Genomic DNA, 25,223 nt, shown 5'->3' with positions numbered 1-25,223 from the left:
GTGATCTCTTTTCTTCTTTGCTCATTAAGCAAAGTTCTGCATTATACAACGCTCAGGAAATATGCACTTGGTCGGGCGGATACGAATAAGCGAGCGCCCACGCCATAACGTGAGCGTCCTTACTTATTGTCTCGGGGTTTAAAAATTACCAGTTTTTAGTATCGAGACTTAAAGCAAAAACACTTTAAGTATTTTAATATTTTCTATTAGCAAAGATAACAAAGCGATTTATTATACACAATATTATAATCCTGTCCTTTAGGAGTAAAGTACGCTACATATTAAATCTATCAAAAAATCCCGCCACGTTGGACGGGATTTTCTTTCTTTAATCACGGCTGTTAAACTGGAAACTTATTTGCTTCTCATTCCCGAAGTTGTCCGAAATCCAAATATCAAACGACTGTGATACGGTGGATTGCGAGGTGTAATACAGCCTAAATTGTGTCTGTGGTAATAGGTACACGTCATTGGGCATATACGGCGGTTCACTGTAATAGCGCAATGCTCCCTGTCCGTCAAACTGGAAATAACGGATGTAGTAATTTGTATCACTGAAATTTCCGCTTCGCTGTATCGTTACCCTTATTTCTACGGTTTGACCATTTGACACATCCTTTGGAACAGGCATTACCTGTACCTCAAACGGGTAATTCTGCCTGATGTCGAGTTCGTCTTTTTCGCATGAGGTCAGCACCACGGCGCAGACCAACATCGCTGTGAGCATGAACATTGCCTGTAAATGAAGTCTGTATTTTCTGATTAATGTTTTCATTGCAAATCAATTTAAAAGTTAAACCTTAGTCCAATCCCTGCCGATGGACGAAACTGTTTCAAATTCGTACCCCATAATACTTTTGTCCGCCCTTGCAGGAGCAGGACAAAACGGTCGGACAGGTACGTTTCGAGCGTGAGCTGTCCGCCTGTACCATAGACAAAATTGTCTTTGTCAAGGATGGTCGAACCATCCGGCAACATTGCTTCGCTCCGGTTGATGGTTTCGTAACCTGCCACGGCTGTAAGCCCTGCATTCAGCGTGACGGTCTTTCTTGCATCGCCCAATAGCTGAAGACTGTAACCCACCTCGCCCGTATAGGTTTCGAGCGGTATCTGTACATCCCTGTAACCGGAAAACTGATGGGTGTACTCCGCACCCCATATCCAGTAATTGCCATTCTTTCCGTTCACGGTCAATGTCAAATTCAGATAGTAATTGTCGCTTATCTCTTTGGACAACATACCTGCGTTTATTTCCAATCCCTTTTGTTTGGGGAGCATCCGCTGTGCCTGTACCGCCGTCATGCTTAGCATGGCAAGCACCACGGCAAAAATGTATCTCATCATTGTTCGTTCTTTTTGGGTTAATTAATCTTTAGGTGCATATCGCTTATCAGCTTGGCGTGTACGAGGTCGGAGTTTTCCACCTGCAATACCTGTTGTCTGCCCCCGTCCTTTTCAAAGATTTCGATAACCAAAACCTTGTCATCCGTGATGGTAAACTGGTCAAGCAGGAACACGTTTTGGTCGGTGGTATTGCCCGTTATTTCACCGAGCGTTTTGTACATACGCAACGGGTTCATTGCCTTTTCCTGCACCACGGTACGCTTGGCGACTTTCTTGTCCACGACCTTGAAATTCACAAAGTCAATGTTGAACGGAACATTGCTTTTATTGCGCAGTTCCGTATGGAAATAGAATTTTCCGTTATGGACGTAGATACCTTTCAGCAGGAATTGTATGCCGTAGCTTTTCGCCCCGATATGCTTTACAATTCTTTTGTTCCTTTTATAAATCGTTTCCATGAGCAACCCTGCCAGTGACGGCGAATTGCCCCCCAATTCCTCAAATAGAACATCGTTGCCGTTTTCCCTGTCCGATGCCTTTTGCATGGTCAGCAAATAATAATTCAGTGTTGAAGGATAAGGGCTGTAAAAGACGTTGAAATTGTAAAACCGACCATCGTCCGTGATGACCGAAAAATTGGTTTCCTCGTCAAAATCCCTTACGCTTGCCTTTATACGGAGTACGTTTTCCGCATCTTCGGCTTTGCCTGCAATAAGGTATTCACTGCCCAAATCCACGTAGCGGATTGCGGACGGGAATATGAGGTGCGAGGTTTTGTTGTACGTCACCTGCATTTCGTAAGGGTCAACCTTGCCCATGCTCAATTTTGTTGTACTGGATGCAATTTGCTGTGCATTCGCACCTGTGATAAAGACCGTTAAACAGACCATTGCCATGAGGCTTTTAAATATTGCGTTCATATCGTTATTATTTATTTTTTAATGGAGATATGGAATGTCCATGTGTGTTTGTTTTTTTGGAAACATGAACATTTCATTTTCTTTTTGATTTTAGTTAAACATTAATTTTTTGAAACGAGGAATAGCTGATGACCGGCTTTGACGGTTACTTTCGGTGTCCTCAATTTCTTGGAGAAGTAACCCGATACGCCCTGCACCACACCACGGGAAAGGTCGCCTGCCATCTGTTGCCCTGCCGAGCGTGTCATCATGATACTTGTTCCCCCTGTTTGGCTCATGTTGGAAGCTATTTCGGTTAGGGCGTTCATTTCGGGAGAATATGGCACATACAGACCTTGCTGTCCGTCCACGTCATACACAGTTATATCGACCGGAATAATGTTGCCCTCATATTCGATGGATGTTACCTTTAACTGCAACCTACCACTTTGGAACTTGGCATTAGCCGTCAGTACCGTTCCTGCCGGAATGGAACGGACGGAAGTTTGCGCCGTTTCCAACAAACGCAACCGTACACCGCTTTCACCCGTCACGGTCTGTGTTTCCTGCACCACAGCCCTAATGCTGTTTTTCGGTTGTATGACCTGTTCCGAAACGCCTGCCGTATAAAAGCCACGGTTTCGGGTTTCGTTCCAGTTTGCCAAAAAAGCACTGTCGGTCGGTTCACGGTACAATGCGGAAACCGTATTTTTCCTTACGGGGGTGAATGCCACGAAATGCTCTTTTTGTGAGGTACTCTTTGCCGAAGCTGTTGTGTCCGCATTTCCCGTCTGTGCCGGATTTGAGGGCAGGTAACGGGATGCCATTTCGTATGACTTTTCCATCAAAGCCAGTTGGTCTTCCACGGTCGTTACAGGCGGTACGTCTTTTTCTGCCAGTTGCTCTTTCAGTTCCTCAACCTGTCTGCGGAGTTCCTGCGTTTCGTAGTCGCTGTTGTCGTAGAACGAGGTCAGCGTACTTTGCGCACTTCGGTAACTGTTCAATGCAGGGTTGCTGTTCCTGCGTGTACCACCGCCGTAAGCGAAGCCGTCTTCGTAGTCCTCATCCGGTTGCTCCGCTTCCGGATCGGCGGTACTGTCCTCGCTCCAATAATCGGACAGTGACAGGAGCGCATTGCGCTTTTCCTGCATCTTCTGTTCGAGCATTTCCTGTTCGTAAGCCTTTTGCTTATCGGATTGAAGCCCTGCATCGCTCGCCTGTGGTACGGCATCGTTCAGACCAATATCATCAACCGTTTTCTTGTCGGAGGATGGTTTGAAGATTAGGTACATACAGCCGAAGAATACCACGCCCATGAGGGCAAAAATGATGGGCTTCTTTAGCTTTTCGGCTTTGCTCTGCGCACCGTCCTGCGGTGCATCCATTCCGTTTTTTGGGTCGTCATCTTCGACCAAAAAACTTACCCTTTTGTTTTCACTGTCTTTCATACATTTTACGTTTTAAGATTTTGTTAATACTATCCTGCGGAGAAACCGAGGATTTGTTTTGCCCGTTAATCGGGTTTTCGATATGCTCTATGGTTAGGGTGCTATCGGACTTTGCTACATCATAGCACACTTTCAACAGCACGGCAACGGACAATAGCGCATAGCCCAAAAAGAGCAGTAGCGTATAGCGGTGCTGTTTTGCAACAGGCATCGTCCGCCACTGCCCATCGAGCTTGTCAAACCAGTTACTGATTGTTGTTCTTAGATTTTTCATGCCTTGACCATGTTTAGTGCTTGAAACGCCTGTTTTGGGAAGTAGCCTTTTGTGCAGGCGCATCGCTGACCATAGCGATTGCTTCCTTTGCGTTGGGAGCGGTCACGACCGACAGGTCGGAGAGTTCCGTTTGTTTCAGTAATTGCCCGTAACGGTCTTTTTTCGCAACTTCCATGCTGTTGAGGAAGAATTTGCCGTTTAGGTACTTCACCCTCATAAGGCATTCTACCCTGGGCAGGTCTTCGCCTGCCCATTGCAGAAAGCACGACAGCAACAACTCCTGTTTAGCTACACCTTTGGGGCAACCTGCGAGATATTCGCTGATGCTTGCTTTCAGTTTTCCGGCATACGCACCCTGCGTATGGAAATAGCCGTCATACCCTTTTGCGGTAAGGATTTTGGCAAACGTGTTTAAATCTGATATTGCTTCCATAATCTTGGCTTTAACGGTCTACGACTTCTATATCCCTGTTTTCCAACACGGCAAACTTTTCGATATTGAAGCCCTGTGGGTTGTTGTCAGACTTGACCGAGTTCAACAATAGGCATGAAGTGACCAAATTCCGTTTGGTCACGTTGCTTGGACGGATGATATACTGTTTGGCATACGTTTTTACGGCATAGGGATAGGTGTCGAAGTTGCAGACCACGCTGTCCACTTCGATACGCTGTTGCACATTGCCCGAAATGATACGGTTGTAATATCCTTTTTCCGAGAGGTCTTTGTAATAATCAAAAGCCGATTTGTCGGCAAGATTAAAAGCCCTTTTCATGTTACTTTCAATAGCGTTCTTATCGGGTGCGAGCGTAAAGAACAGTTCATGGAAACGCTTAACATGTTCCCTTGCCTCAACAGGTCTGTTGATGCTTGCATCCTGTGACAGTGCCAGCATCAAAGACTTGCCTTTGTCCAGTACATATATTTTTTGGCGTTGTGCCTCGGCAAACTGGTAGGACTGCCATACGGCATAACCTACCACAGCGATGCAGAGTACCGCAAATACAATGGCATACAGCCGTATTTGCCTAAAGCTGTTTTCGATATTTCTTAGTGTCTTAAATTCCATTGCTTCTTGATTTTTATTTGTTCATTAACCTGCCACCGATATTGCCTGCAACAGCCCCCGTCCCCGCTCCGGCGATGTTTCCGGTTTTCGATGCCGTAGAGTTTACGTTGCGCATGAAGTTTCCTGCGCCCCCTGCCTGTATTACCCAACCTGCCACCGTTGGAACGGTGAAGTAGCCCACTATGCCAATTATCATGAAGATGATATACACGGTGTTGGATGTGTCGGGGATGTAGGTCGGGTCGGCAAGCATATCAATATCCCGTTCGATGATGAGGGATTGTATCTTGGCGAGCATGGAGCTGAACATATCTGCGATGGGCAACCACAGGTACACGCTGATATATCGGGTCAGCCATTGCGTAAGTGTGGATTGAAAACCATCCCATACACTTATCGCAAAAGCTATCGGCCCGAGAATGGACAGCACGATAAGAAAGAATGTCCGTATGGTGTCTATGACCAAAGCGGATGCTTGGAAAAGGACTTCCAGTAGCTCCCGAAACCAGTCACGGATGCTTTTCTTTAAATCGTACATTCCACGCTCCATGTACATACCGGATATGGCAACCAAATCGGACGGCGACCATCCCAATTCGTCCAGTTTCTTGTCAAATTCCTCATCGCTTACGAGGTAAGCGGTTTCGGGATTGCGGAGCATCGCCTCTCTCTCCAATAGGTCTTTTTGTTCCTGCAATTTGTTGAGGTCAAGCACTTGGTTTTCGAGCATGGCGTTTGTGCCTTTTACGACCGGACTTAATACCGCATTGATAGTTCCCAATACGATGGTCGGGAAGAACATAATGCAAAGCCCGATGGCGAAAGGTCGCAGGAGCGGAAACACGTCTATCGGTTCTGCACGGCTCAATGCCTGCCAAACTTTCAGTGCCACGTAGAACAGTGCGCCCAATCCGGCGATGCCCTTAGCCACTGTCGCCATATCGGCGGACAGTGGGAGCATCTCATCGTAAAGCGAACGCAGGAGTTCGTGAAGATTGTTCCATTCCATAGCTTACCAGTATTTTTGTTCAGCAGTTCCGTACAGTTCAAGCACCCTTTGGGTGTTGTTCTGTTTTTTAGCCCTCAAAATGCTCACGGAAATATTCTTGTTGGTGAAATACCGGACAAGGCTATGGTAGTCCTTGACCTCTTTGTAAACCCTGTCGATGATGTCCATACGCTCTTTATCGTTCAGTGAAAGCGAGGTCGAGGTAACAATCTGTTTCAACTCTTTCAGCAGTTCCGTACTTTCGTTCAAGAGAATGGAATACCCGTTAGCGATTGCCGTCAGTTCCTGCGGACTGAAATTTGGGTCGTTCATCATTTTGCCGAAATTGTTCACGTACATTTCGGACACATCGCCCACGAGTAGCACAGTCTGTTGCACCTTACGGGCATCTTTCACAAGGTTGCTTACGGCTTTCAGTTTGTCGTAATACTCCTTGCCCTGTTCATACACTTTTTTTACTTCGTTGAAGTTTTTTACCACGTTCGATACGGTGGATGAAGTCTGTATGATTTCATTTGCGCTGTTGATGATACCCGATGCAAGGTTTGCAGGGTCGGTCACAATCCATTGTGCCTTTGCGGACGGTGCAACGGCAAGCATAAATGCCGTACACACCAGTAACATTGTTTTCTTCATTGTCTCTGATTTTTAAAAATGATTAATAATTATTTGCGTTCTCACGTCTCTGTTGGGCAATGCGTTTTATCGCCAGTTCCACATTGCCGTCCAGTTCGGATGCCAGTTGCATGACTTCCATTTTTTCGGTTTCCTCTGTGGTGTATGCCAAATATTCTTCGAGCGATACCTCTGTGGCATACACGGCGGAATGCGTACCGCCAAGCCCAATCCATACCTCTTTGTAAAGCCTTGACGGGTCATTGTTCTGATTGATGGAAAGGATTTGGGATTTTTCCTTTTCCGTCAGTCCGAGCATCGCTTGGATGTCATCGAATTTGTTCATGTACTTGCGTTGGTCAAGCAGGATTTTACAGTCGGAATTGTTGATGATACTTTCCTTGACCACGGGTGACTGGATGATGTCGTCCACTTCCTGCGTGACCACGATAGCCTCACCAAAAAATTTGCGGACGGTCTTAAACAGGTACTTGATGTACTCTGCCATTCCCTCTTTGGCGATGGCTTTCCACGCTTCCTCAATCAGTATCATTTTGCGCACACCTTTGAGCCTACGCATCTTATTGATGAATACTTCCATAATGATGATTGTCACTATGGGAAAGAGGATTTTGTGGTCTTTAATCGCATCAATTTCAAACACGATAAAGCGTTTGGAAAGCAGGTCAAGTTGCTTGTCGGAGTTCAACAGATAGTCGTACTCTCCGCCCTTGTAATAGGGTTCAAGCACGTTCAGAAAATTTGCGAGGTCAAAGTCTTTTTCCCTTACCTGTTTGTCTTCCAGTACCTTTTTGTAGTCACCTTTTACGTATTCGTAAAATCCATTGAAAGAGGGATATTCACCGCTTTGCTTGATACGGTCGATATAACCGCTCACGGCATTGGACAACGCCACTTCCTCTGAACGGGTCGGCGGTTCGTCATCACGCTTCCAAAGCGTAAGGATGAGCGTTTTGATACTTTCCCTTTTCTCAATGTCGAATACGCCGTCATCCGTATAAAATGGATTGAATGCTATCGGGTTGTCTTCGGTGTAGGTAAAATACACACCGTCTTTTCCCTTTGTCTTTCCCTTAATCAGTTCGCACAGCCCTTGATAAGAGTTGCCCGTATCGACCAATAGTACATGAGAGCCTTGCTCATAATACTGCCTCACCATGTGATTGGTGAAGAATGATTTTCCACTTCCAGTTTGGAGGGTTGGCGGGCTACTCAATTAAGAATAGCCCGCCAACCCCCAGATGGGCCTAACACGAAGCGATTGCGATTTGTGATAATGCCCCGCTTCATAGGCAAATCTGATATGTCCAAATGGATGGGCTTTCCCGTCAATCGGTCTGCCATCTTGATACCGAAAGGCGATGGCGAATTTAGGTAGTTGGTTTCCTCGGTGAAGAAACACAGCGCAGGTTCAATGAACGTATAAAAACTTTCCTCTGCCGGAAAGTCGCCTGCATTTCCTGCCATGCCTGCCCAATACAGTGTCGCAACATCCACCGTGTTATGCCTCGGCTTGCATTCCATCAAAGCGAGCGCACTGCCCGTATCGTTCTTTAGCTGTTTTAGTTCGCTTGCGTCATCCGACCACGCCATCACATTGAAGTGCGCACGGATGGAGGATAGCCCGAAGCTGTGCGCTTCGTTCAGATACCTTTCAATCCACTCTTTGTTAATCTGATTGGCACGGCTGTACCTTGCCAGTGAGTGCATATTGCGGGCTGACTTTTCAAACTTCCGCAGGTTCTCATCGCTGTTATCCAAAAACAGGTATTGGTTGTAGATATGGTTACAGCTAAGGAGCAAGCCCACGGGAGAGGCAAAGGACAACAGGCAATCGCTCCTGTCCGTGGACAGCTTTTCATACCTCGTATTTGCCGATACCGTGTTGGGCAAATCGTCCGTATCGGACAGGGTGTGCAGGCACAGCCTTTTGTTGCCGATTCGCACGTCCTCGCTTCCCAAAGCTATATCCTGCATGGGCGTTTCGGCTTCCCTCGACAGGGTAAGGTACTGTTCGAGCAATCCCTGTTTTTCGCCTGTGCCGATGATGTCATCCTCGGTCAAGCGTTCCAGTTTCACAAAACCGCTATCGTTGACAATACGCTCAAACTGTGCCACCGCTTCCATGAACTTTCGGACGGTTTCTTTATCCCTTATTTCTTTCGGGATAAGGACACCTTTGCAAAGCGAACTAAAGTTGCTCTGCATCCGCATCCGTTCTTTGGTCGTCTTGGTTAGGAACAGGTAACAGTAGTGGTTTAAAAAAGGACGTTCATTGAAATGTTGCTGATAGGACTTTGCAAGGAAACTCAATCCGTCCTGTGCAATATCCGGCGCATAACTTTCCTTGATGTACCAGTCCTGTTTATGGACAATGGTGTAGTCCGGCAAGGTCTTGATAGCCTTGTGCCATGCCGAGTGTATGGCATCGTATTCCGCCGAAGCTACCGTGAACAGTTCCGGCAGGTGTACCCGAAAGCAAGCCGTGATGTCTGCATCCTTTGAAATGATGCAGTTGTTTTCCACCGCCAGTAATGGAAACTTGCTTTCCAACGTTGTGGCTTTTCCTGTATTTCTCATAAATGACTGGATTTAGAAGTGAACTTTAAATAGCGGTGTACGGCTCTGCGACAGATGATGTATTTCGGATGCCTTTTCTTTGCCCCGATTTTCATCAATCCGTGTTCGCCGTACTTGCCGTTCAATGCGAATGTTTGCCAAACGATGAGCGATGCACCGCCTGCCCCCACAAGCAGGCACACGTAGGAGTTTACCCCTGCCATGTACATGACCATGACGAGGATAAGCACGCCGAGCAGACCACCTGCGAAGATGAACAGGTACTGTGCTTTCAGTCCTTTGAACTCGACCGTTCTTCCGATACCTTTATTGATATTGTAATTGCTCATAGGTCGTCGGCTTAAAGGAAGAATGAGCGGAGAATGGTCGCCGCTACGATGAGGAAGATACAAGCCCCAAACCACGACGCCGCAGTCTTGCTTGTATCGGGGTCACCGCTACTAAATTTGTTGTACACCTTTACGCCACCGATTAACCCGACCACAGCCCCAATCGCATAAATTAATTGGGTCGCAGGGTCGAAATAGGATGTCACCATCTGCGTGGCTTCGGTGATACCTGCCGAGCCGTTGCCCTGTGCGAACACACCGAATGCCGACAGGAACGCAACGCCTGTCAGCAACACTTTTTTGCTTTGTTTTACCATGATTTAACTGAATTAAATTGTTACTACTTGCCCACCTCGTGCGGGCTATCGCAACAAAAGTCTTATGGAAATCGAAGCGTTATGGAAAACTGGAAATCAGTGGAATGAATTGGCAGTGAGTGGCGTTTATTAGTAATTCACCTGCTTGTTTATTAGCCAATATTTCTTAAATTTGATTTATTTAGACAAGTCTTAAAAATTCAATCATGGCTTTAGGTAAATACATAAAAGAATTACGGGAAGAAAAGGGGCTATTTATAAGAGAAATTGGCGCATACTTAGAACTGGATAATGCTTTTATTAGTAAGGTTGAGAATGAAGAAAAGCTATTGCCGAAAAAGCATTTGGAAAGGCTTGCTGAATTTTTGGAAGTACCATTAAATGAATTATTGGTTTTGTGGCTCTCTGACAAAATAAGAGCGATTATAGACGACAAAGAAAATGGTATAAAAGCATTAAAAATCGTGCTGAATGATTTAAAAAATAAACCGTTATGACTTCAGCATTTCGATAACAAATACTGTATCAAAAAATTAAAGTTATGAGTAATATAGGTTCTTTTTGGGGTAAGTGGGATTTACATTTACATAGTCCATACACAAATATGAATTGTCAATATAATTGTGGAGTTGATGTATTTTGCAAGGCTATTAAAGACAAAGAGTTAAAAGTTATTGGATTAACCAACTATTTCATAATTCACGAAAATGAATATAATGAGATTATAACAGAATTGGGAAATGATGTGTATGTCATCCCTAATATTGAGTTTAGAACAAATGATACTAACGGTAGTGGGGAATATATAAATATACACGTATTATTCAATCCAGAAACTATTTCGATTAAGGCTATAAACGATACATTAGCAAGAATTGAGTTAAATAATATTGCATCTTCTACATCTGTTTATTGTAGCTATGATAGTATAAATTCAATAGGATTTGACAAAGTGACCATTTCTGTTGACACTTTAATAACTCAATTGAAAAAAGACTTTAACAGCTCGGATTATTTAATTGTTGGCGTTCCCAATGGTTATGGTGGTTTTCATCCAAGTAGTAAGCCAAGAAGTATTGAATTGGCTAAAAAGTTAGATGAACTTTCACATATTATGTTTGGTCGAAAAGAAGATACAGCATTCTTTTTGAGTACAGATAACGGTAGAGCTAATCTTGGGTTTAAGCCAAAACCAAATGTAGTGTGTAGTGATGCTCATTCTATTGGTAATATTGGGAGTAAAACAACTTGGATAAAAAGTGAACCTATATTTGAGGGATTAAAACAAATTTTATTTGAGCCAAAATACAGAGTTGATAATAACGATGCTATTAGGAAACCTTATAGGACAATTGACAGTATTAAGTTTAATCTTCCTGAAAATACTGTACTTAAAAATTTGCAGACAAATACAGAGCAAGAGTTTTGTTTGACAGAATTAAAAGAAGAAATATTTTTTAGCCCTTATTTCACTTGTATTATTGGCGGTCGTGGTGCAGGAAAAAGCACAATCATAAATCTTATAGCAGAACGGTTAGGCGAAAGAACAGAATTTTTTGAAAACAATAAAATATTGGTTGACGGGAAAGACATTCTTAAAAACAACACTGAAGAATACGTTACCATTTCAGGTACAAATGAAATAGAATTTATTAGTCAGGGCAAAGTAGAAGAACTTTCATCGGGTAACAAACTCACAGATTTAATTTTTAACGAACGTATTAAAGCAGTTGTAAGCGACTATTTAGAAAAAGAAAAAATACTTGCCTCTAAACTTCAACTGATAGATGATAGCATTAAAATAATATCAGATATTGTATCATTGGGGACGGATTTAGAACAAAAGAAAACATCTTTGGAGAACGATAGAAAAATTGTTGCCTCAATAGAGAATGAACAATATAAAGAACTATCACAAAAAGTAAATGAAGTAACTGCCGAAATTGAAAAAATAAACCAAAACAAAGAACAGTATAGTGATTTCTTTTCGCAACTAACGGAATTGTGCTTGTCAATAGACTTGAACAATAATACTGATGAATATGGGCAAAGATTGATTGAGATAATAAACCATATCGATGCTATTGAAGAAATAACACGTTTTAGTGATGAGCAAGGAATAGGTTATAAGACAACCTTAAAAACTTTTCCAAACACAGATAAAATTTTGGAAGATAAAAAAGCAGAATTAGCATCACTAAAACAACAAATCGTAGATTATTTTACATCAATTGGGAGTACACCCGATAGTATTGCCGATGTAGATAGGGCAACTTCAAATATTGCGACCGTAACAAATGAAATAGCAGAACTCAGTAAAAAAATACAGTTAAAGAAAGAGCAACTACAAAAAGTTAACGACCAGACGTCGGATATAAAAGAAATAGTACAGCAATGTGAGGAAATTATTAATACTCGTCTTGAAGCTATAAACAACGATTTGAATATTACTAACGACAATGTAGAAAAAATTAGCTTTAAGTATGAGTTCTATCGAGAAAAATATACAGATAGATTAAACCAAGCCTTTAGAAATCATTTTCAGTCATATCATAAACCAAGTTTATCTTGGGATAATATTTATTGGTGTTTAAGTCAAATAGAACCTAATGAAGACTTTTTAAATCTAACTTACGAACAGTTTATAGAACAACTTAGTCAAAAGCCGATAGATAGAAATTCGCTTTATGGCAGGGTATTTTATGAAATATTTGAGAAAAAATCAAACTTTGCAATTTATAAGCGACTCATAAAGCGGAATATCTACAACATATCTGAAAATGTGCAAATAATAGGTTTCTATGGCAAATCACCCCTAACATCTTGCTCTTTTGGTCAAAGATGTACCGCAGTTGTAGTAACCTTACTTATGACGGGTGTTAAACCGTTACTAATTGATGAGCCAGAAGCGCATTTGGATAATAGGTTAATTGCAGAATATTTGGTCGATTTGATTAAAGAAAAGAAAAATGAAAGGCAAATAATTTTTGCTACACACAATGCCAATTTTGTGGTCAATGGAGATGCAGAGCTTATCCATATTTTGGAAATACCGAAAGAAAAAGTCTTTACAGAAATCATATCAACTACAATAGAGAACCTTACCCATAGGAAAAGTTTACTTAAATTGGAGGGAGGAGAAGAAGCTTTTAAGAAGCGAGACAGAAAATTACTCTCAGGATTTGCTTTGTAATATGAAATACATTGGGGAGTTTGCTTACACAAACTCCCCAATGTCGAAATCCTCTAAATCACTTTTCCGCAAATCGGGAGAACTGAAATCCGTTCCGGCGGAGAGGCTCTTGTCCAACAACTCTGCAATCTTCCGTGAAGCCCCATCCATTGAGTTTTCGAGCAGACTTAACAATTCCGTTCCCTGTAATCGCTGAACTATATCCACCGCTTTCTGTTGCTGGGCAGGTTCAAGTGTATCTTGCTCCAACCATGCCCCCACGGTTGTCAGTTCATCAAAGGTAACCCCTGTGGCAAACTCATTGTCGCTGTCCTCAAACCCGTACTCATCCCATTCGTCTTCCTCATTTTCAAAATCGGACATACTCCTAAAAACTTCATCCGGCTCTCCCTCAATCTGCGGATTTTCCAATCCAAAACCTATCCCGTAGGTTTCTGTTCCAAAATTATCAGCTATCCCGTCACGTTCGTCCGATTGTCTCTTTGTGGCATCCGGTGACAAGGTATGGCGTTCCACAGGCTTTGAAAGCCCCATAATATCCGGCAGGTCGGGGCTATTATTTTTCGGCTTTATTTCACTACGAATGGTCTTATGTATAACCACCTTATCTTTCAGCAAAAGGATAATGACGATGATAAGGCATATTACAATCAATGTTTCCATAGTTATAAGATTGGCTTTTGCTTGTCGGCGTAGATAATCTTTATTTCTTCTCCGAACTCCTCAAAGTGGTGTTTCAATACACTGTGCAGGTAATCGGTAAGCGTAATTTCTCCCTCTCCTAGCAAAAAGACGATACGGGATAATTTCTTATGGAAATCAGGACTTATGTAGACCGATTTTCCGCACCTTGCCACGACCCCTGTTGGTCTTAAAAATGCCGATTTGTAATGCGCTTTGCGCAGTACCTTTTCCGGTTGTTTTTGCTGTGTCTTGTTCATAATCGAATACTTTAAAAAATGGGTTTAAACTTATTGTTGAAATCACCGGTGATGGCTTTCTCGAATTGTTCAAAATGATGTTCGAGAATATTGTCCAAATAGGCGTACAGAGGTATTTTATCCTCGCCGATAACCTGCACGATACGGGAAAGCCGTTCGTGGTATTCCTGCCGGATGTAAATGCTCTTATCGCCACGGCGTGACATGGTGTGGCTATTGAGGAAACGCTCGCCATAGCCCGTATCGGAAGCCCTTTTTTGTCGGGTACGTTCTTTGGTTACGGGCTTTTCCGTTGACGTTTCCGTTGACGTTTCCTTTGTCGGCTCTGCACTTGGCTCTTGGGGGGCTATCACCTGTTGGGGCTTCTTTGTTTCCCCCGCCATGATGGACATGAGATATGCCTCGTCAATCGGAGCATTCGGCTTTTTCTTATTTTTATTCTCCATAGCGGTTATAGTTTGACGGTTCTTAAAAATTCACTGATGAACAAGTCCAAGCCGGAGGCTTTCGTCAATCTTTTGTCGGGGGGCAATAGCGTGGAGCGGAAGACGGTCTTTGCCGTTGCCTCGCTTTCCTTGCGGAAGCGTTTGCTATCGGCAATGCGTGTTTCCATTGCTTGCAGTCCGACCTCGTTAATGACGTTGCCGTAGATTTCGTACAGTTGCGATTTTTCCCTGCCATCGACCATGTTCCAAAACAGCCGTATGGTTTCGATGGAGGTCTGACCTTGTTTCATAAGGACATTGGTCAGCACATCGGTAAAGCTCAATGTGCTTTCCATGACCACACGGTCTGCCGTGATAGGCGAAAAGATATGGTGCATTCCTGCCAGTGTGTTCAGCAAGCCCGAAGTGTTCACCGTTCCGGTCAAATCAAAGAAAACCACATCCACGGGAACGGTCGAGGACTGTACGAATGCTTCTGCATCCGTTAGGGCATTGTCAGCCTTGCTTTGCAGTACCGGATAGGCTTTTTTGTTGATGGTGGAAAATTGGCGGTGCGCCAGTTTTTTCAGCACCTCGTTCTGCATGACCGCTTTCAAATCCCGTTCCCTCATTTGGCAGATGCTGTGCTGTGGATAATCGCAGTCAAAGACGGCTACATTATAACCCATTTGGTAATGAAGTATGCTTGCCATAACCGTTGTAAACGTGCTTTTCCCAACGCCCCCTTTTTGGCTTGAAAAAGCAATGAATTTTGTCTTGTTTGTTGCTTCCATTTCTATTCTATTTTTAAGTTTCTATTTCCGTGGACTGCCTGCCATCCGGCGTGAAACAAGGCTGTCATCCCTGCACACCGTCCGGCAGTCTTGATACAATCCCATCTATCGGGCTTGCCATCATTCGTTCAGTCAGCCGTGCCGTCATTCCGGCTTTCACACAGGCAAGACCGATGGCTTGCCTGTCGTCCTGCCCGATGGAATGGCTACCGGATAGCTTTCATGCCGTCCGGCATTCCTGCGCTCCGTCTTTCAGAACTGCCATCGGGAGCGGATGCCTGCAAACAGGCTTGCGTGACTGATAGCGCAAAGAAGCAGGTTATTCCGATGCACTCTTTTAATGCGGTAGTTAGGGGCATTTTTTGGCAATGTTTGGTCGTGGCGGATAGGTCAATGCTTTGAAAAAGCTACCCTTACTTTGTAAGGGCTTAAATGCAAAGGGCGAATGGAAAAATCATTGGAGAATGGAAACTATGGGTGGAACGGCACAAAGCCGTTTTTTTCCGCTTTACCCAATCCGACCCGCAGGGCGGATTTTCTGTTCACCCGAACAGAGCAAGTTATGTTTTGAGGCACTCGAAACCCGTTTCGTGCCTCAAAACCACTTGCCCTTGCAGGGAGCTTTAGAACACCCTCCGAAGTCGGGGTTTTGTTGGATATTAAAATGGATTTTATAATGAATGGAAAAGAGAAAAAGGAACAGAACAAAGGTGGGCGCAAGCCTAAAGCAAACCCAAGCATCCACCGTTATGTATTTCGTCTTACGGACGAAGAAAATGCCAAATTCCTTACATTTTTCGAGCAATCGGGAATGAAAGTAATGGCACATTTTATTACAGCCTGCATCTTTCAGAAGCCAGTCAAGACCGTAAAAATTGATATGGATGCAGTCGATTTTCATACGAGGCTTACCAATTTTTACAGCCAGTTCAGAGCGGTTGGCGTGAATTACAACCAAATCGTGAAGATACTTTACCGCAATTTCTCGGAAAAAAAGGCATCGGCTTACCTCTTTAAACTGGAAAAGCAGACGGCAGAAATGGCGGACTTGTGCCGGAAAGTGATTGAGCTAACACAGGAATTTGAAAAAGAACACCTGCAAAAACACAGATAAGATGATAGCAAAGATTGGCAAGGGCGAAAATTTGTACGGTGCTATTTCCTATAACCAAAAGAAGATTGACAGCGAAAACGGGCAGGTTCTGTTGTTGAACAGAATACCCGAAACGTTGGATAACACCTATTCGACAAGCTACCTGCACCAGTGTTTTGAGCCGTATCTGTCCACAAATATCAGAACGGAAAAGCCTGTGCGCCACATATCGCTGAACCCTGATCCCGCGGATAGGGTCAGCGATGGGCAGTTCGTGGAAATGGCGCAGGAGTATATGGAGCGCATGGGGTACGGCAACCAACCGTATATCGTTTTTAAGCATACCGATATTGAACGCACCCATATCCACATCGTAACGGTCTGTGTGGGTTTGGATGGCAAGAAGCTACCGGACAGTTACGACCATCCACGTTCGATGGCAATCTGTCGGGATTTGGAACAAACGTACAATCTTATACCTGCAACGGAAAAACAGCGAACGGGAAACGAGCAGGTATTCCGTCCGGTGGATTACAGAGCCGGAGACGTTAAGAGCCAAATCGCTTCGGTGGTACGACACCTGCCGAAGTATTACGGGTACGCAAGCCTCGGTGCATACAATGCCTTGCTTTCGCTCTTCAATATCACCGCCGAGGAAGTCAAAGGAGAATTGCACGGACAGCCTAAAAACGGTCTTGTCTATTTTGCATTGAACGAACAGGGAGAAAAAGCGAGCAATCCTTTTAAGGCATCCCTTTTCGGCAAACAGGCAGGACTGGACGAACTGCAAAACCAATTCGCACAGGCTAAGGAGAAAATGAAAGCCGACCCTGTAAGAGCCGTACTCAAAAGCACCATTGAATTAGCGATGCACACCGCCACTAATGAAGCCGATTTTAAAAAGCAACTGTTGGAGCAGGGCATCAATGCTGTGGTACGGCGCAACGATGAGGGGCGTATCTACGGTATGACTTTTATCGACCACGAAAGCCGTACCGTTTGGAACGGTTCAGCTTTGGGCAAAAACCTATCGGCTAATGTCTTTAATGATTGGTGGAACGGGCAGGCGGTCGGGCAACGCCAAGAAACTGAAAAAGCAACCGCACAAAATCAGTCATCGACCACAGGCAACACCGTAGAGAAAGAGGAAGCCCATGCACTTTTTAACTTCCTAAATAAAGAACAGCAGACCGATGATTTGTTGATAGACGGATTGGGTGGGCTACTACCGGAGGCACAGGGCGAAGACTACGAGGAACAGGAATTTGCCAACCGTATGAAGAAAAAGAAGAAACGTAACAGCCGTCATCTCAGAGCGAATTGATTTACAATTCATCTATCGAACAATCATAAATTTGTCCATAGTCGTAACCATTACTCCCTTTTGAAGAGTAAACCTAATTTTCTAACGATAACACTTGCTAACCCTAAATCGAGCGCTTGTACATTTCTTGTCGCAAGCTGCTTTCTGATTACGGACAACTATCCGAAGTTTTTTCGTTTCTTTGTAAAGTACTAAATGGTATTTTTATGAAATTTGAACAATTCCATCTGACCATAAATAAATAGAAGATAACAGATGAAAAAGGCGGAAGCAACACGGTTGATGATTTTACAGAAAGCGTTTGAGCTGATCTACGTTAAGGGGTACCAAACGACAAGCATTGACGATATTATCGCCACGACAAAAGTAACGAAAGGAGCCTTTTACTACCATTTCAAAACCAAAGACGAAATGGGGCTCGCCATCATAAACGAAATTCTAAAACCCACACTTACAAATAGTTTTATTGAGCCGCTTCAAACCGAAGAAAATCCACTGGAAGCCATTTACAACCTAATGGATAATCTATTGATGAAAAATGAATTTTTGAAGGTGGAATACGGTTGCCCGGCATCCAATTTTACGCAAGAAATGACCCCGTGGAATTCGGAATTTAATAAGGCTTTGAATGAATTAACCCAGGAATGGACAAAGGCAATAACCACCACCATTGAAAGAGGCAAGAAAAACGGCACCATCCGCAAGGACGTAAATGCGAAACAGGTAACCATCTTCGTCATGTCGGGCTATTGGGGCATTCGGAATTTGGGAAAATTAGAGAATAGTAAAAAAGTGTACGTTTCTTATTTAAAGCAACTTAAAATCTATTTAGATAGTTTGAAATAATTTCCACCAACCAACAACATACTACATAGTATTTTTAGTAATTTTGCTCATTACTAAGAAAATAATTGAAAGAAAGATGTCCATAACCAAACACGAAGAATTAATCGGGATGCAAAAAGTAAGCGAAGCGGTTGCTTACACCTTGAAAGAAATGCGCAATTATGCAAAACCCGGTATGACAACCAAAGAATTAGACGACTTCGGCGCAAAAATACTTTCGGACTTCGGGGCAAAATCCGCACCGTATCTGACGTACGGTTTTCCGGGTTGGACTTGTATCAGTGTGAACAATGAGTTTTGTCACGGCATTCCGTCCGAGAAAAAAATACTAAAAGAGGGCGATTTGGTGAACATTGACGTTTCTGCCGAACTTGACGGCTTTTGGTCGGACAACGGAAGCTCATTTGTGCTTGGAGAAGACATCAACCAACATCAAAAATTAGTGGATGCCTCCAAAGAAATCCTGCAAAAAGCCATCCGTAATATCAAAGGAGGGGTTAAGATTTCAGAAGTCGGACACATCATGGAAACCGAAGCCAAAAAAAGAGGTTTCAAGGTTATTAAAAATTTGGCCGGACACGGTATTGGAAGGAGTTTACACGAACAACCCGATGAAATAATGAACTACAAAAACCGATTTGACCAAAGACGGTTTAGAAAAAATGCAGTCGTTGCCATTGAAACCTTTATCACCACAACTTCAACCTATGCAACAGAGTTAAATGATGGTTGGACCATGGTGGGAAACAAAGGTGGTTTTATGGCGCAACACGAACATACAATCGTTGTCACCGACGGAAAACCCATCATACTGACCGAAATGAATGGGATTTGGAATTAAAAAATCGAAACAACGTTTTGGATAAAACTCGGTTGTAAATTTTTGACCAAGTAAGTCGGTGGTATATTTTGAATCTTAGGTAGTACCAGTTATTTTATTATTCTGAAATGTAGAAAGAAAAGGGCAATGAAATCATTTTTATTGATTGGACAATCGAATATGGCAGGTCGCGGGTTTGCTCATGAAGTGAAACCGATATACAATAAAAGGATTATGATGCTGCGAAACGGCAGATGGCAAATGATGGTCGAACCTGTTCATTATGACAGACCTGTTGCGGGTATCGGGCTTGCTGCGTCATTTGCAGAAGCTTGGTGTTGGGACAATGAGGAAGAAGAAATCGGCCTTATTCCCTGCGCAGAAGGTGGTAGTTCCATTGATGATTGGTCAACAGATGGAATTTTATTTCGTCATGCAATAAGCGAAGCTCAATTTGCAACCGAAAACAGCGAACTATCTGGTGTGCTTTGGCATCAAGGGGAAAGTGATAGCCAAGGCGGAAAATTCAAACAATACTACGAGAAATTATCAAAAATATTTAATCAAATTAGGGAGACATTATCAGTACCCGAAATTCCATTTATTGTAGGCGGTTTAGGTGAATATTTAGGTAAAGTAGCATTCGGAGCCGGGTGCACAGAACATCAGCTAGTGGATAAAGAACTTCAAAAATATGCCCAAGAGCAAGAAAATTGTTACTATGTTACGGCCAAGGGACTTACAGCCAACCCGGACGGCATTCACATCAATGCTGCGTCTCAGAGAATATTCGGCATCCGATATTATGAGGCATTTCTCAAAAGAAAACATATACATAAGCCGTTAGTAAATGAACTAGAATTAGTTGACAGGTGCAATAATAGAGAGAACACAACAGAGGAAAAACAGTACATGGCCTTAGAAAAATTCACTCAGGGGAAAATTGCTTATAAGGAATTTATGAAGGCATTTTCTTAGTTTTAAAAATCCCCGCCCAAAGATGGATATGGATTTAAAGGTACTACATACTATTATTCCACTTAAGAACTCGGGATTTGATGGATTGTACTTCATACAGTTGAGTTGTCTGTAATTTTATCACCGCACAAGTCGTAATAATTTCCTTTTTTTAATTTAGGAAATGGGAAATGGCTTATGATACTGTTGTATGGAATTGAAAGTTCACCCTTCTTTTTCTGTTACTCTGCAAACAGCCAAATAGCTATCCGCAAATCCAAAAACGATACCGCACAGTGAAGCAAAAAACAAAAAATAGAATCCCTTGGAACATCTTCTCCCCTTTTTTCAAACAGGTGGAAGCTCCGGCGAGAACCATCCTGTTGCAGGAAGGGAAAATTTCCAAAACAATGTACTTCATTGAAAAAGGTTGCCTGCGTACCTGGGTGAACAACGACGGCAAAGAAATCACGACGCAATTTTTCTTTGAGGGCGACAGCGTTTCTTCCATCGAAAGTTTCCGAACCAACCAGCCGAGCCTGTACAGCATCGAAACCATTGAACCTTGCGTTTTGCAAACCATCACGCAAAAGGAATTTCAAATGATTGTAGAGCAATCGCCCGACATCAAAAAGCAGTTTGAAGAGCATTTGTTTAAACGCCTTTTCCAGGCTCAGCAACTGTTTTTTTCCTACCTCAAAAATTCACCGCAACAACGTTACGAAGAGCTGTTGGCGCAATATCCGCACATCGTGCAGCGCGTACCGCAACATTACATTGCCTCGTATCTGGGCATTACTTCCGTTTCCCTGAGCCGAATCCGAAACAGACGATAAAACGGATTTATTAACAATTGTTATCGTCCCACACCTGCTTTGCTGCTCAATTTTGCATTGTAATTAAACAGTCAAAAATGAGAACCATCATTGTATTCAACCATCCTTATGAAGGAAGTTATTGCAACGCCATTTTAGAATCGGTCAGCAAGGGACTTCAAAAATCCGGTCACAAAGTGGATTTGATGCACCTGGACAAAGACCAATTTCATCCCCGAATGACATCGGACGATTTAAAAGCCTTTGTTGAACATCGTGCGGTTGACCCCCAGGTTATTGGCTACCACGAACGATTGAAAAAAGCCGACCACCTGATTTTTATTTTCCCGATTTGGTGGGACATTATGCCTGCCGCCACCAAAGGATTTATCGACCGTGTATTGTCGCCCGGATTGGCGTATGACCATCATCCGAGAGGTTTCGGGTTGGTGCCGCTATTACATAATCTGAAAAGCATTACCGTCATCACCACGATGAACAAACCCAAAATTATGTACTCACTGCTTATCGGAAACTTGATTCGAAAAGTGATGATACGAAGTGTATTCAAAACAATGGGCTACAAAAACGTCAAATGGCTCAGCTTTACATCGGTAAAAAGAGTGAGCCACGAAAAACGGGTCAAATGGCTGCATGAACTTGAGAAAAGATTTTCAAAACTCAATTAATCAAATATGGTATTATGAAACTCAATAGAAATTATGTTACCCCATTTATATCATTGGTGTTCCTTGTCGTAGGCATTTCGGGACTGCTGATGTTTTTCCATCTGTTTGACGGCTACACCGAAGTAGTTCACGAAATACTCGGATTGTTATTTGTTATTTGTGCCATTTTCCACATCATTTTGAATTGGAAAGCTTTGAAAATTCATTTTAAGAAAAGTGTTTTTTTGCCTGCATTACTTGCGGTACTGACATTAGCTGTTGTTCTTATTATATCTGAAAGAATGTATCCGCCGGTCGATTTGCAAATCATGGACAGAATTGTAAAAGCACCTGTGGAGGATGCATTCAGGGTGTTAAATATCAATGAGGAACAAGCAGCCGCTAAACTGACAGAGAAAGGAATTTCGGTAGAAAACGTCCAAACTTTTGAAGAACTGTGGAAGCATAACGATGCCAATGCAGAAGAAGTCATTGACCTGCTTCTGGAATAAACTCAAAAATTTGGTTAGTCTGCGTTTTGAAATATGTTTCGGGAAACTTAAGAACTTGTTTTAAAGTTCACCTAATTGTTTTGTTGTCCATATACGATTTTATAATTTTGAAGAAAACCTCCACAAAAATCAGTTGGTAGTACACAAACAAGGTAACGACGCACGAATGATGACACAGATAATTATTCCTTCCGATTGCGGTAATGCCCCGAAAAAGAACTTTCTCAAAGACTTTTATACGGCTTGGGCAAAGGATGATTTAGATTTTTGTAAAAAGCATCTTGATGACCATATCATTTGGGAAATCGTCGGACAAAACACCCTGTCGGGAATAGAGAATTTTGAAAAGCAACTTCAGCATTACCCCATACGAAATGCATCCAAAATGGTAATCGAAACCATAATTACCCACGGAACAGATGCCTCGGTTGACGGACAAATATGGACAAACGAAGGAGCCGTTTTTGCTTTCTGCGATGTTTATAAGTTTAAAGGATTTAAGGGTTTTAGCTTAAAATCGATTAAAAGCTTTTGGGTGGAGTTACCGACCGGTTCGGGGTGTCGTGGCAACTGAGTTGGGAATAATGCAAAGTGTTGGCAATAAGCGAGCAGAATCAACATTATTTATTTTCATTCATTTATTGAGCTTCGTGCTACTATGCGGCTTTGGTGCGTGCAATTCCGTCTATCGCCAACAATCGGCTCGTTATAAGCAACCCTAAAAAGAAAGAGACTGCTAAAAAAAGCAATCTCTTTCGATATGAGCATTTTTATGATTAACCTATTCCTAAACGAATAGCTCTTTCAACGGGAGAATAGCCGACATTAGAATCTGAAATAGACAATTCGCCTCTTAACAACAAAGGGGGCTGTGCCATAAATTTAGGCGTACTTCCCCTGTGGGATTGAGCTGAATGAACCAAAAACGGATGACATAGGTAAACTGTACCTGCCTTACCAGTTGCAAATATTTCTCCCCTTTTTGGCAACTCGTCCAACTTGCTTGCAAGTTCCATAAATGAAAGACCTGGATCTCCCTCTTTGGATAATAAGCTTGCAACATCAATGTGAGAACTTTCATAAATGACTGTTGGGGCATCGTTTTCGCTGACATCCGAATACAAAATCAACATCAACAATGCTCGTCCTCTCGATTTGACATTGGCACGCCATTCGAAATAATTATTGGGGTCTTTTCCCGGGAAGCTCGTATCTACGTGTTTACCGGTATCATTAGGCTGTTTAGCAGATGGAAATCTAACAGGAAATGTTCCTACGCTCCGACAAGGAATCCATTTGTCCTTGCCAACTAACTGATTGAAAGCATTGTGCAGCTTAGGAGTGTTTACTGAATTGACAAAAGGTTCATTCGTGTACATTCCCAAACGAATTACAGGCTCAGTCCAGGTTGAAGGATTTGACCTGTCACAAGGAAGGTCGTTCCATAGAATTTCTAAAGCAGCATCCGCTATTTCTTTGGAAAATGAATTATCAAGACGAACAAACCCGCTATGGATAAAATGCTCTATTTCCTTTATACTTAGTATATCTGACATAATTTTTTTGTTAAAAAAACCAACCACGGCAATAAATAGCGTCGACCAGTGGACTTGGTTTTAAGATTATAATAAAATGAATGAATAATAGAAAAGTACGCTTTGTATATATAAAGCGCATTGCTTAAAGAACTAAGCTTAAAAAGGGATATTATAGCATTACGGTCATTCTCATAGCCACAAAATTAAACAATATCTCTAAACCGACAAAGCGAAAAAGGACTGCATATAACCTACTAAGATTTAAACGCCAGATAACGAAGCATGACTGAAGCTTCAATCTTTGTTGACAAGTGTGCAGCGGGTGTTTTGCGCCTTACCTATAGAGTTTCGATCACTTCTGATATAAAAAAACACATCCATCTCATTAAAAGCAATTTACAATTTACCCAAATGGCTAAAATATTTTTTACCTAAAAACATACTAATTAGTATGTTTTTTGTTTAACTTTGCAAGCAGACAAAAAATAGAAAAATATGCATACGCACATCATTCCTGAATTTACAATCACCAATGCATTGGCTGCTGTGCTGATTGGTTTCTTATTTATCATCATCATGTCGTTTGTGAGGGAGCCATCTCGACAAAAAATCAACACCGTCATCATTGCCGGTGCAGGCGGTGTTTACTGGAGCGGCGGATTGGGCGTCTGGGAATATGTTTTTGGTGCTGTTATGTTGTTTGTGGCTTTCAAAGCCCTCAAGCATTATTATTTCATCGGTATCGGTTGGCTGTTGCACACGGGCTGGGACGTAATGCATCATCTATACGGTGAACCCATCATTCACTTTGCACAACTTTCGTCTGCCGGATGTGCCGTTTGTGATGCGGTGCTGGCAATCTGGTTTTTCTTCGGGGCTCCTACGATTTGGAATGTATTCAGAAAACAAAGCACCGTTACAACGTAATTATGTATTCCACTTTATTAGTTCTCCATTCTTTGATTCGTTGGCTTGTTTTAGCTTTTTTACTGTATGCCATTTACAGGGCATTTGTCGGTTTGGTCAACGACAGGACTTTTTCAAAATCGGACAACGCGTTCCGACACTGGACGGCTACGGTTGCACATATTCAACTAATGATCGGCATCATCCTATATACGCAGAGTCCGCTGGTCAAATATTTTTGGAAAGAAAAGGAAAGTAGTTTTCAAAACGTAGAGCTGACTTTCTACGGTTTAATTCATATTATTTTAATGCTAACTGCTATTGTGGTGATAACAATCGGCTCGGCAAAGGCAAAGCGACAGCAAACGGACAAGAAGAAATTTAAAACAATGTTCGTTTGGTTTACCATTGGATTAATCCTCATTTTCGTAGCCATTCCCTGGCCGTTTTCACCCTTATCAGGCAGACCTTATTTCAGAATATTTTAA

Annotated in this window: 31 protein-coding genes; 13 read left to right on the top strand and 18 right to left on the bottom strand. The window is 42.6% G+C overall.

The genetic code is table 11. The features are described 5' to 3' along the window. Nucleotides 1-328: 328 nt before the first annotated feature. The 13 genes from ABD851_RS16035 to ABD851_RS15980 all read right to left on the bottom strand — a co-directional run bounded on the left by ABD851_RS16035 (nucleotide 329) and on the right by ABD851_RS15980 (nucleotide 9,903). Nucleotides 329-775: a DUF3872 domain-containing protein gene (locus ABD851_RS16035; RefSeq protein ID WP_344981172.1), complete on the bottom strand. Its 447-nt coding sequence runs from the start codon at nucleotides 773-775 to the stop codon at nucleotides 329-331. Between the two features lie 11 nt (nucleotides 776-786). Further along, entirely contained in the window at nucleotides 787-1,344 is a 558-nt protein-coding gene (locus ABD851_RS16030) for a conjugal transfer protein TraO (RefSeq protein ID WP_344981171.1), read from the bottom strand. A 17-nt stretch (nucleotides 1,345-1,361) separates the two neighbouring features. Then, nucleotides 1,362-2,234 carry a conjugative transposon protein TraN gene (traN, locus tag ABD851_RS16025; RefSeq protein WP_425549964.1) on the bottom strand — a complete coding sequence of 291 codons (873 nt, stop codon included), beginning with the start codon at nucleotides 2,232-2,234 and terminating at the stop codon, nucleotides 1,362-1,364. A gap of 131 nt (nucleotides 2,235-2,365) precedes the next feature. Continuing rightward, the gene (gene traM / locus ABD851_RS16020) at nucleotides 2,366-3,691 is read right to left on the bottom strand and encodes a conjugative transposon protein TraM (RefSeq protein WP_344981167.1); all 1,326 of its coding nucleotides are present in this window, start codon (nucleotides 3,689-3,691) and stop codon (nucleotides 2,366-2,368) included. Next, complete coding sequence (locus tag ABD851_RS16015) at nucleotides 3,678-3,965, bottom strand: nitrogen regulatory IIA protein (protein ID WP_344981165.1); 288 nt, start codon at nucleotides 3,963-3,965, stop codon at nucleotides 3,678-3,680. The genes traM and ABD851_RS16015 overlap by 14 nt, the downstream gene beginning before the upstream one ends. Before the next feature lie 13 nt (nucleotides 3,966-3,978). Continuing rightward, nucleotides 3,979-4,398, bottom strand: coding sequence for a hypothetical protein (locus tag ABD851_RS16010; protein WP_344981163.1), 420 nt, complete (start codon nucleotides 4,396-4,398; stop codon nucleotides 3,979-3,981). 10 nt (nucleotides 4,399-4,408) lie between these two features. Beyond that, on the bottom strand, nucleotides 4,409-5,032 hold the full coding sequence (gene traK, locus ABD851_RS16005) for a conjugative transposon protein TraK (protein WP_344981161.1): 624 nt from the start codon (nucleotides 5,030-5,032) through the stop codon (nucleotides 4,409-4,411). A gap of 13 nt (nucleotides 5,033-5,045) precedes the next feature. Continuing rightward, entirely contained in the window at nucleotides 5,046-6,041 is a 996-nt protein-coding gene (gene traJ, locus ABD851_RS16000) for a conjugative transposon protein TraJ (protein WP_090603238.1), read from the bottom strand. A gap of 3 nt (nucleotides 6,042-6,044) precedes the next feature. Next, on the bottom strand, nucleotides 6,045-6,677 hold the full coding sequence (locus tag ABD851_RS15995; protein ID WP_344981155.1) for a DUF4141 domain-containing protein: 633 nt from the start codon (nucleotides 6,675-6,677) through the stop codon (nucleotides 6,045-6,047). 22 nt (nucleotides 6,678-6,699) lie between these two features. Beyond that, complete coding sequence (locus ABD851_RS18085; protein ID WP_425549962.1) at nucleotides 6,700-7,836, bottom strand: TraG family conjugative transposon ATPase; 1,137 nt, start codon at nucleotides 7,834-7,836, stop codon at nucleotides 6,700-6,702. A gap of 53 nt (nucleotides 7,837-7,889) precedes the next feature. Beyond that, entirely contained in the window at nucleotides 7,890-9,257 is a 1,368-nt protein-coding gene (locus ABD851_RS18080; protein ID WP_425549961.1) for a TraG family conjugative transposon ATPase, read from the bottom strand. After that, on the bottom strand, nucleotides 9,254-9,586 hold the full coding sequence (locus ABD851_RS15985) for a DUF4133 domain-containing protein (protein ID WP_344981153.1): 333 nt from the start codon (nucleotides 9,584-9,586) through the stop codon (nucleotides 9,254-9,256). The genes ABD851_RS18080 and ABD851_RS15985 overlap by 4 nt, the downstream gene beginning before the upstream one ends. Nucleotides 9,587-9,597: 11 nt before the next feature. Then, entirely contained in the window at nucleotides 9,598-9,903 is a 306-nt protein-coding gene (locus ABD851_RS15980; protein ID WP_045756338.1) for a DUF4134 domain-containing protein, read from the bottom strand. Nucleotides 9,904-10,109: 206 nt separating this feature from the next. On the opposite strand from ABD851_RS15980, the gene ABD851_RS15975 reads away from it, so the two are divergent. Next, nucleotides 10,110-10,400, top strand: coding sequence for a helix-turn-helix domain-containing protein (locus ABD851_RS15975; RefSeq protein WP_045756339.1), 291 nt, complete (start codon nucleotides 10,110-10,112; stop codon nucleotides 10,398-10,400). A 44-nt stretch (nucleotides 10,401-10,444) separates the two neighbouring features. After that, nucleotides 10,445-13,096: a TrlF family AAA-like ATPase gene (locus ABD851_RS15970; RefSeq protein ID WP_344981145.1), complete on the top strand. Its 2,652-nt coding sequence runs from the start codon at nucleotides 10,445-10,447 to the stop codon at nucleotides 13,094-13,096. A gap of 24 nt (nucleotides 13,097-13,120) precedes the next feature. Here ABD851_RS15970 and ABD851_RS15965 read toward each other — a convergent pair whose 3' ends face one another. Genes ABD851_RS15965 through ABD851_RS15950 form a run of 4 tightly spaced genes read right to left on the bottom strand, consistent with a single transcriptional unit; the run spans nucleotide 13,121 to nucleotide 15,256 of the window. After that, nucleotides 13,121-13,759: a conjugal transfer protein TraD gene (locus ABD851_RS15965; protein ID WP_344981143.1), complete on the bottom strand. Its 639-nt coding sequence runs from the start codon at nucleotides 13,757-13,759 to the stop codon at nucleotides 13,121-13,123. A 2-nt stretch (nucleotides 13,760-13,761) separates the two neighbouring features. Further along, the gene (locus ABD851_RS15960; protein ID WP_344981141.1) at nucleotides 13,762-14,037 is read right to left on the bottom strand and encodes a DUF3408 domain-containing protein; all 276 of its coding nucleotides are present in this window, start codon (nucleotides 14,035-14,037) and stop codon (nucleotides 13,762-13,764) included. An 11-nt stretch (nucleotides 14,038-14,048) separates the two neighbouring features. After that, on the bottom strand, nucleotides 14,049-14,483 hold the full coding sequence (locus ABD851_RS15955) for a DUF3408 domain-containing protein (protein WP_344981139.1): 435 nt from the start codon (nucleotides 14,481-14,483) through the stop codon (nucleotides 14,049-14,051). A gap of 5 nt (nucleotides 14,484-14,488) precedes the next feature. After that, on the bottom strand, nucleotides 14,489-15,256 hold the full coding sequence (locus ABD851_RS15950; RefSeq protein ID WP_344981137.1) for a ParA family protein: 768 nt from the start codon (nucleotides 15,254-15,256) through the stop codon (nucleotides 14,489-14,491). Nucleotides 15,257-15,932: 676 nt separating this feature from the next. Between ABD851_RS15950 and mobA the strand changes: the two genes are divergently transcribed. From mobA to ABD851_RS15905, 9 genes are all read left to right on the top strand, one after another. After that, on the top strand, nucleotides 15,933-16,370 hold the full coding sequence (gene mobA, locus ABD851_RS15945) for a conjugal transfer protein MobA (RefSeq protein ID WP_090971048.1): 438 nt from the start codon (nucleotides 15,933-15,935) through the stop codon (nucleotides 16,368-16,370). 1 nt (nucleotide 16,371) lies between these two features. Then, nucleotides 16,372-17,673 carry a conjugal transfer protein MobB gene (gene mobB, locus ABD851_RS15940; RefSeq protein WP_344981133.1) on the top strand — a complete coding sequence of 434 codons (1,302 nt, stop codon included), beginning with the start codon at nucleotides 16,372-16,374 and terminating at the stop codon, nucleotides 17,671-17,673. 255 nt (nucleotides 17,674-17,928) lie between these two features. Next, nucleotides 17,929-18,519 (top strand): TetR/AcrR family transcriptional regulator, encoded by a 591-nt coding sequence (locus ABD851_RS15935; RefSeq protein WP_112373094.1) that lies wholly within the window; start codon nucleotides 17,929-17,931, stop codon nucleotides 18,517-18,519. Nucleotides 18,520-18,595: 76 nt separating this feature from the next. After that, a complete protein-coding gene (map, locus tag ABD851_RS15930; protein ID WP_344981129.1) occupies nucleotides 18,596-19,360 on the top strand; it encodes a type I methionyl aminopeptidase in 765 nt (254 codons plus the stop codon). Nucleotides 19,361-19,486: 126 nt separating this feature from the next. Continuing rightward, complete coding sequence (locus ABD851_RS15925; protein WP_112373092.1) at nucleotides 19,487-20,317, top strand: sialate O-acetylesterase; 831 nt, start codon at nucleotides 19,487-19,489, stop codon at nucleotides 20,315-20,317. A 275-nt stretch (nucleotides 20,318-20,592) separates the two neighbouring features. Next, nucleotides 20,593-21,132 carry a Crp/Fnr family transcriptional regulator gene (locus tag ABD851_RS15920; protein ID WP_229717729.1) on the top strand — a complete coding sequence of 180 codons (540 nt, stop codon included), beginning with the start codon at nucleotides 20,593-20,595 and terminating at the stop codon, nucleotides 21,130-21,132. 77 nt (nucleotides 21,133-21,209) lie between these two features. Continuing rightward, a complete protein-coding gene (locus ABD851_RS15915; protein WP_112373091.1) occupies nucleotides 21,210-21,800 on the top strand; it encodes an NAD(P)H-dependent oxidoreductase in 591 nt (196 codons plus the stop codon). 14 nt (nucleotides 21,801-21,814) lie between these two features. Beyond that, on the top strand, nucleotides 21,815-22,291 hold the full coding sequence (locus ABD851_RS15910; protein ID WP_112373090.1) for a DUF4405 domain-containing protein: 477 nt from the start codon (nucleotides 21,815-21,817) through the stop codon (nucleotides 22,289-22,291). A gap of 166 nt (nucleotides 22,292-22,457) precedes the next feature. Further along, nucleotides 22,458-22,865, top strand: coding sequence for a nuclear transport factor 2 family protein (locus ABD851_RS15905; protein WP_146746641.1), 408 nt, complete (start codon nucleotides 22,458-22,460; stop codon nucleotides 22,863-22,865). 202 nt (nucleotides 22,866-23,067) lie between these two features. Here ABD851_RS15905 and ABD851_RS15900 read toward each other — a convergent pair whose 3' ends face one another. Next, complete coding sequence (locus ABD851_RS15900; protein ID WP_344981119.1) at nucleotides 23,068-23,847, bottom strand: phytanoyl-CoA dioxygenase family protein; 780 nt, start codon at nucleotides 23,845-23,847, stop codon at nucleotides 23,068-23,070. Between the two features lie 477 nt (nucleotides 23,848-24,324). On the opposite strand from ABD851_RS15900, the gene ABD851_RS15895 reads away from it, so the two are divergent. Together ABD851_RS15895 and ABD851_RS15890 are read left to right on the top strand one after the other, a co-directional pair. Further along, entirely contained in the window at nucleotides 24,325-24,756 is a 432-nt protein-coding gene (locus tag ABD851_RS15895) for a DUF6010 family protein (protein WP_344981116.1), read from the top strand. Nucleotides 24,757-24,758: 2 nt separating this feature from the next. Further along, nucleotides 24,759-25,223: a hypothetical protein gene (locus ABD851_RS15890; RefSeq protein ID WP_112373086.1), complete on the top strand. Its 465-nt coding sequence runs from the start codon at nucleotides 24,759-24,761 to the stop codon at nucleotides 25,221-25,223.

Source organism: Compostibacter hankyongensis, assembly GCF_039541075.1.
GTDB lineage: Bacteria > Bacteroidota > Bacteroidia > Chitinophagales > Chitinophagaceae > Compostibacter > Compostibacter hankyongensis.
The sequence above is the reverse complement of the archived record's forward strand: the minus strand, read 5'-3'. Positions and strand labels throughout refer to the sequence as shown.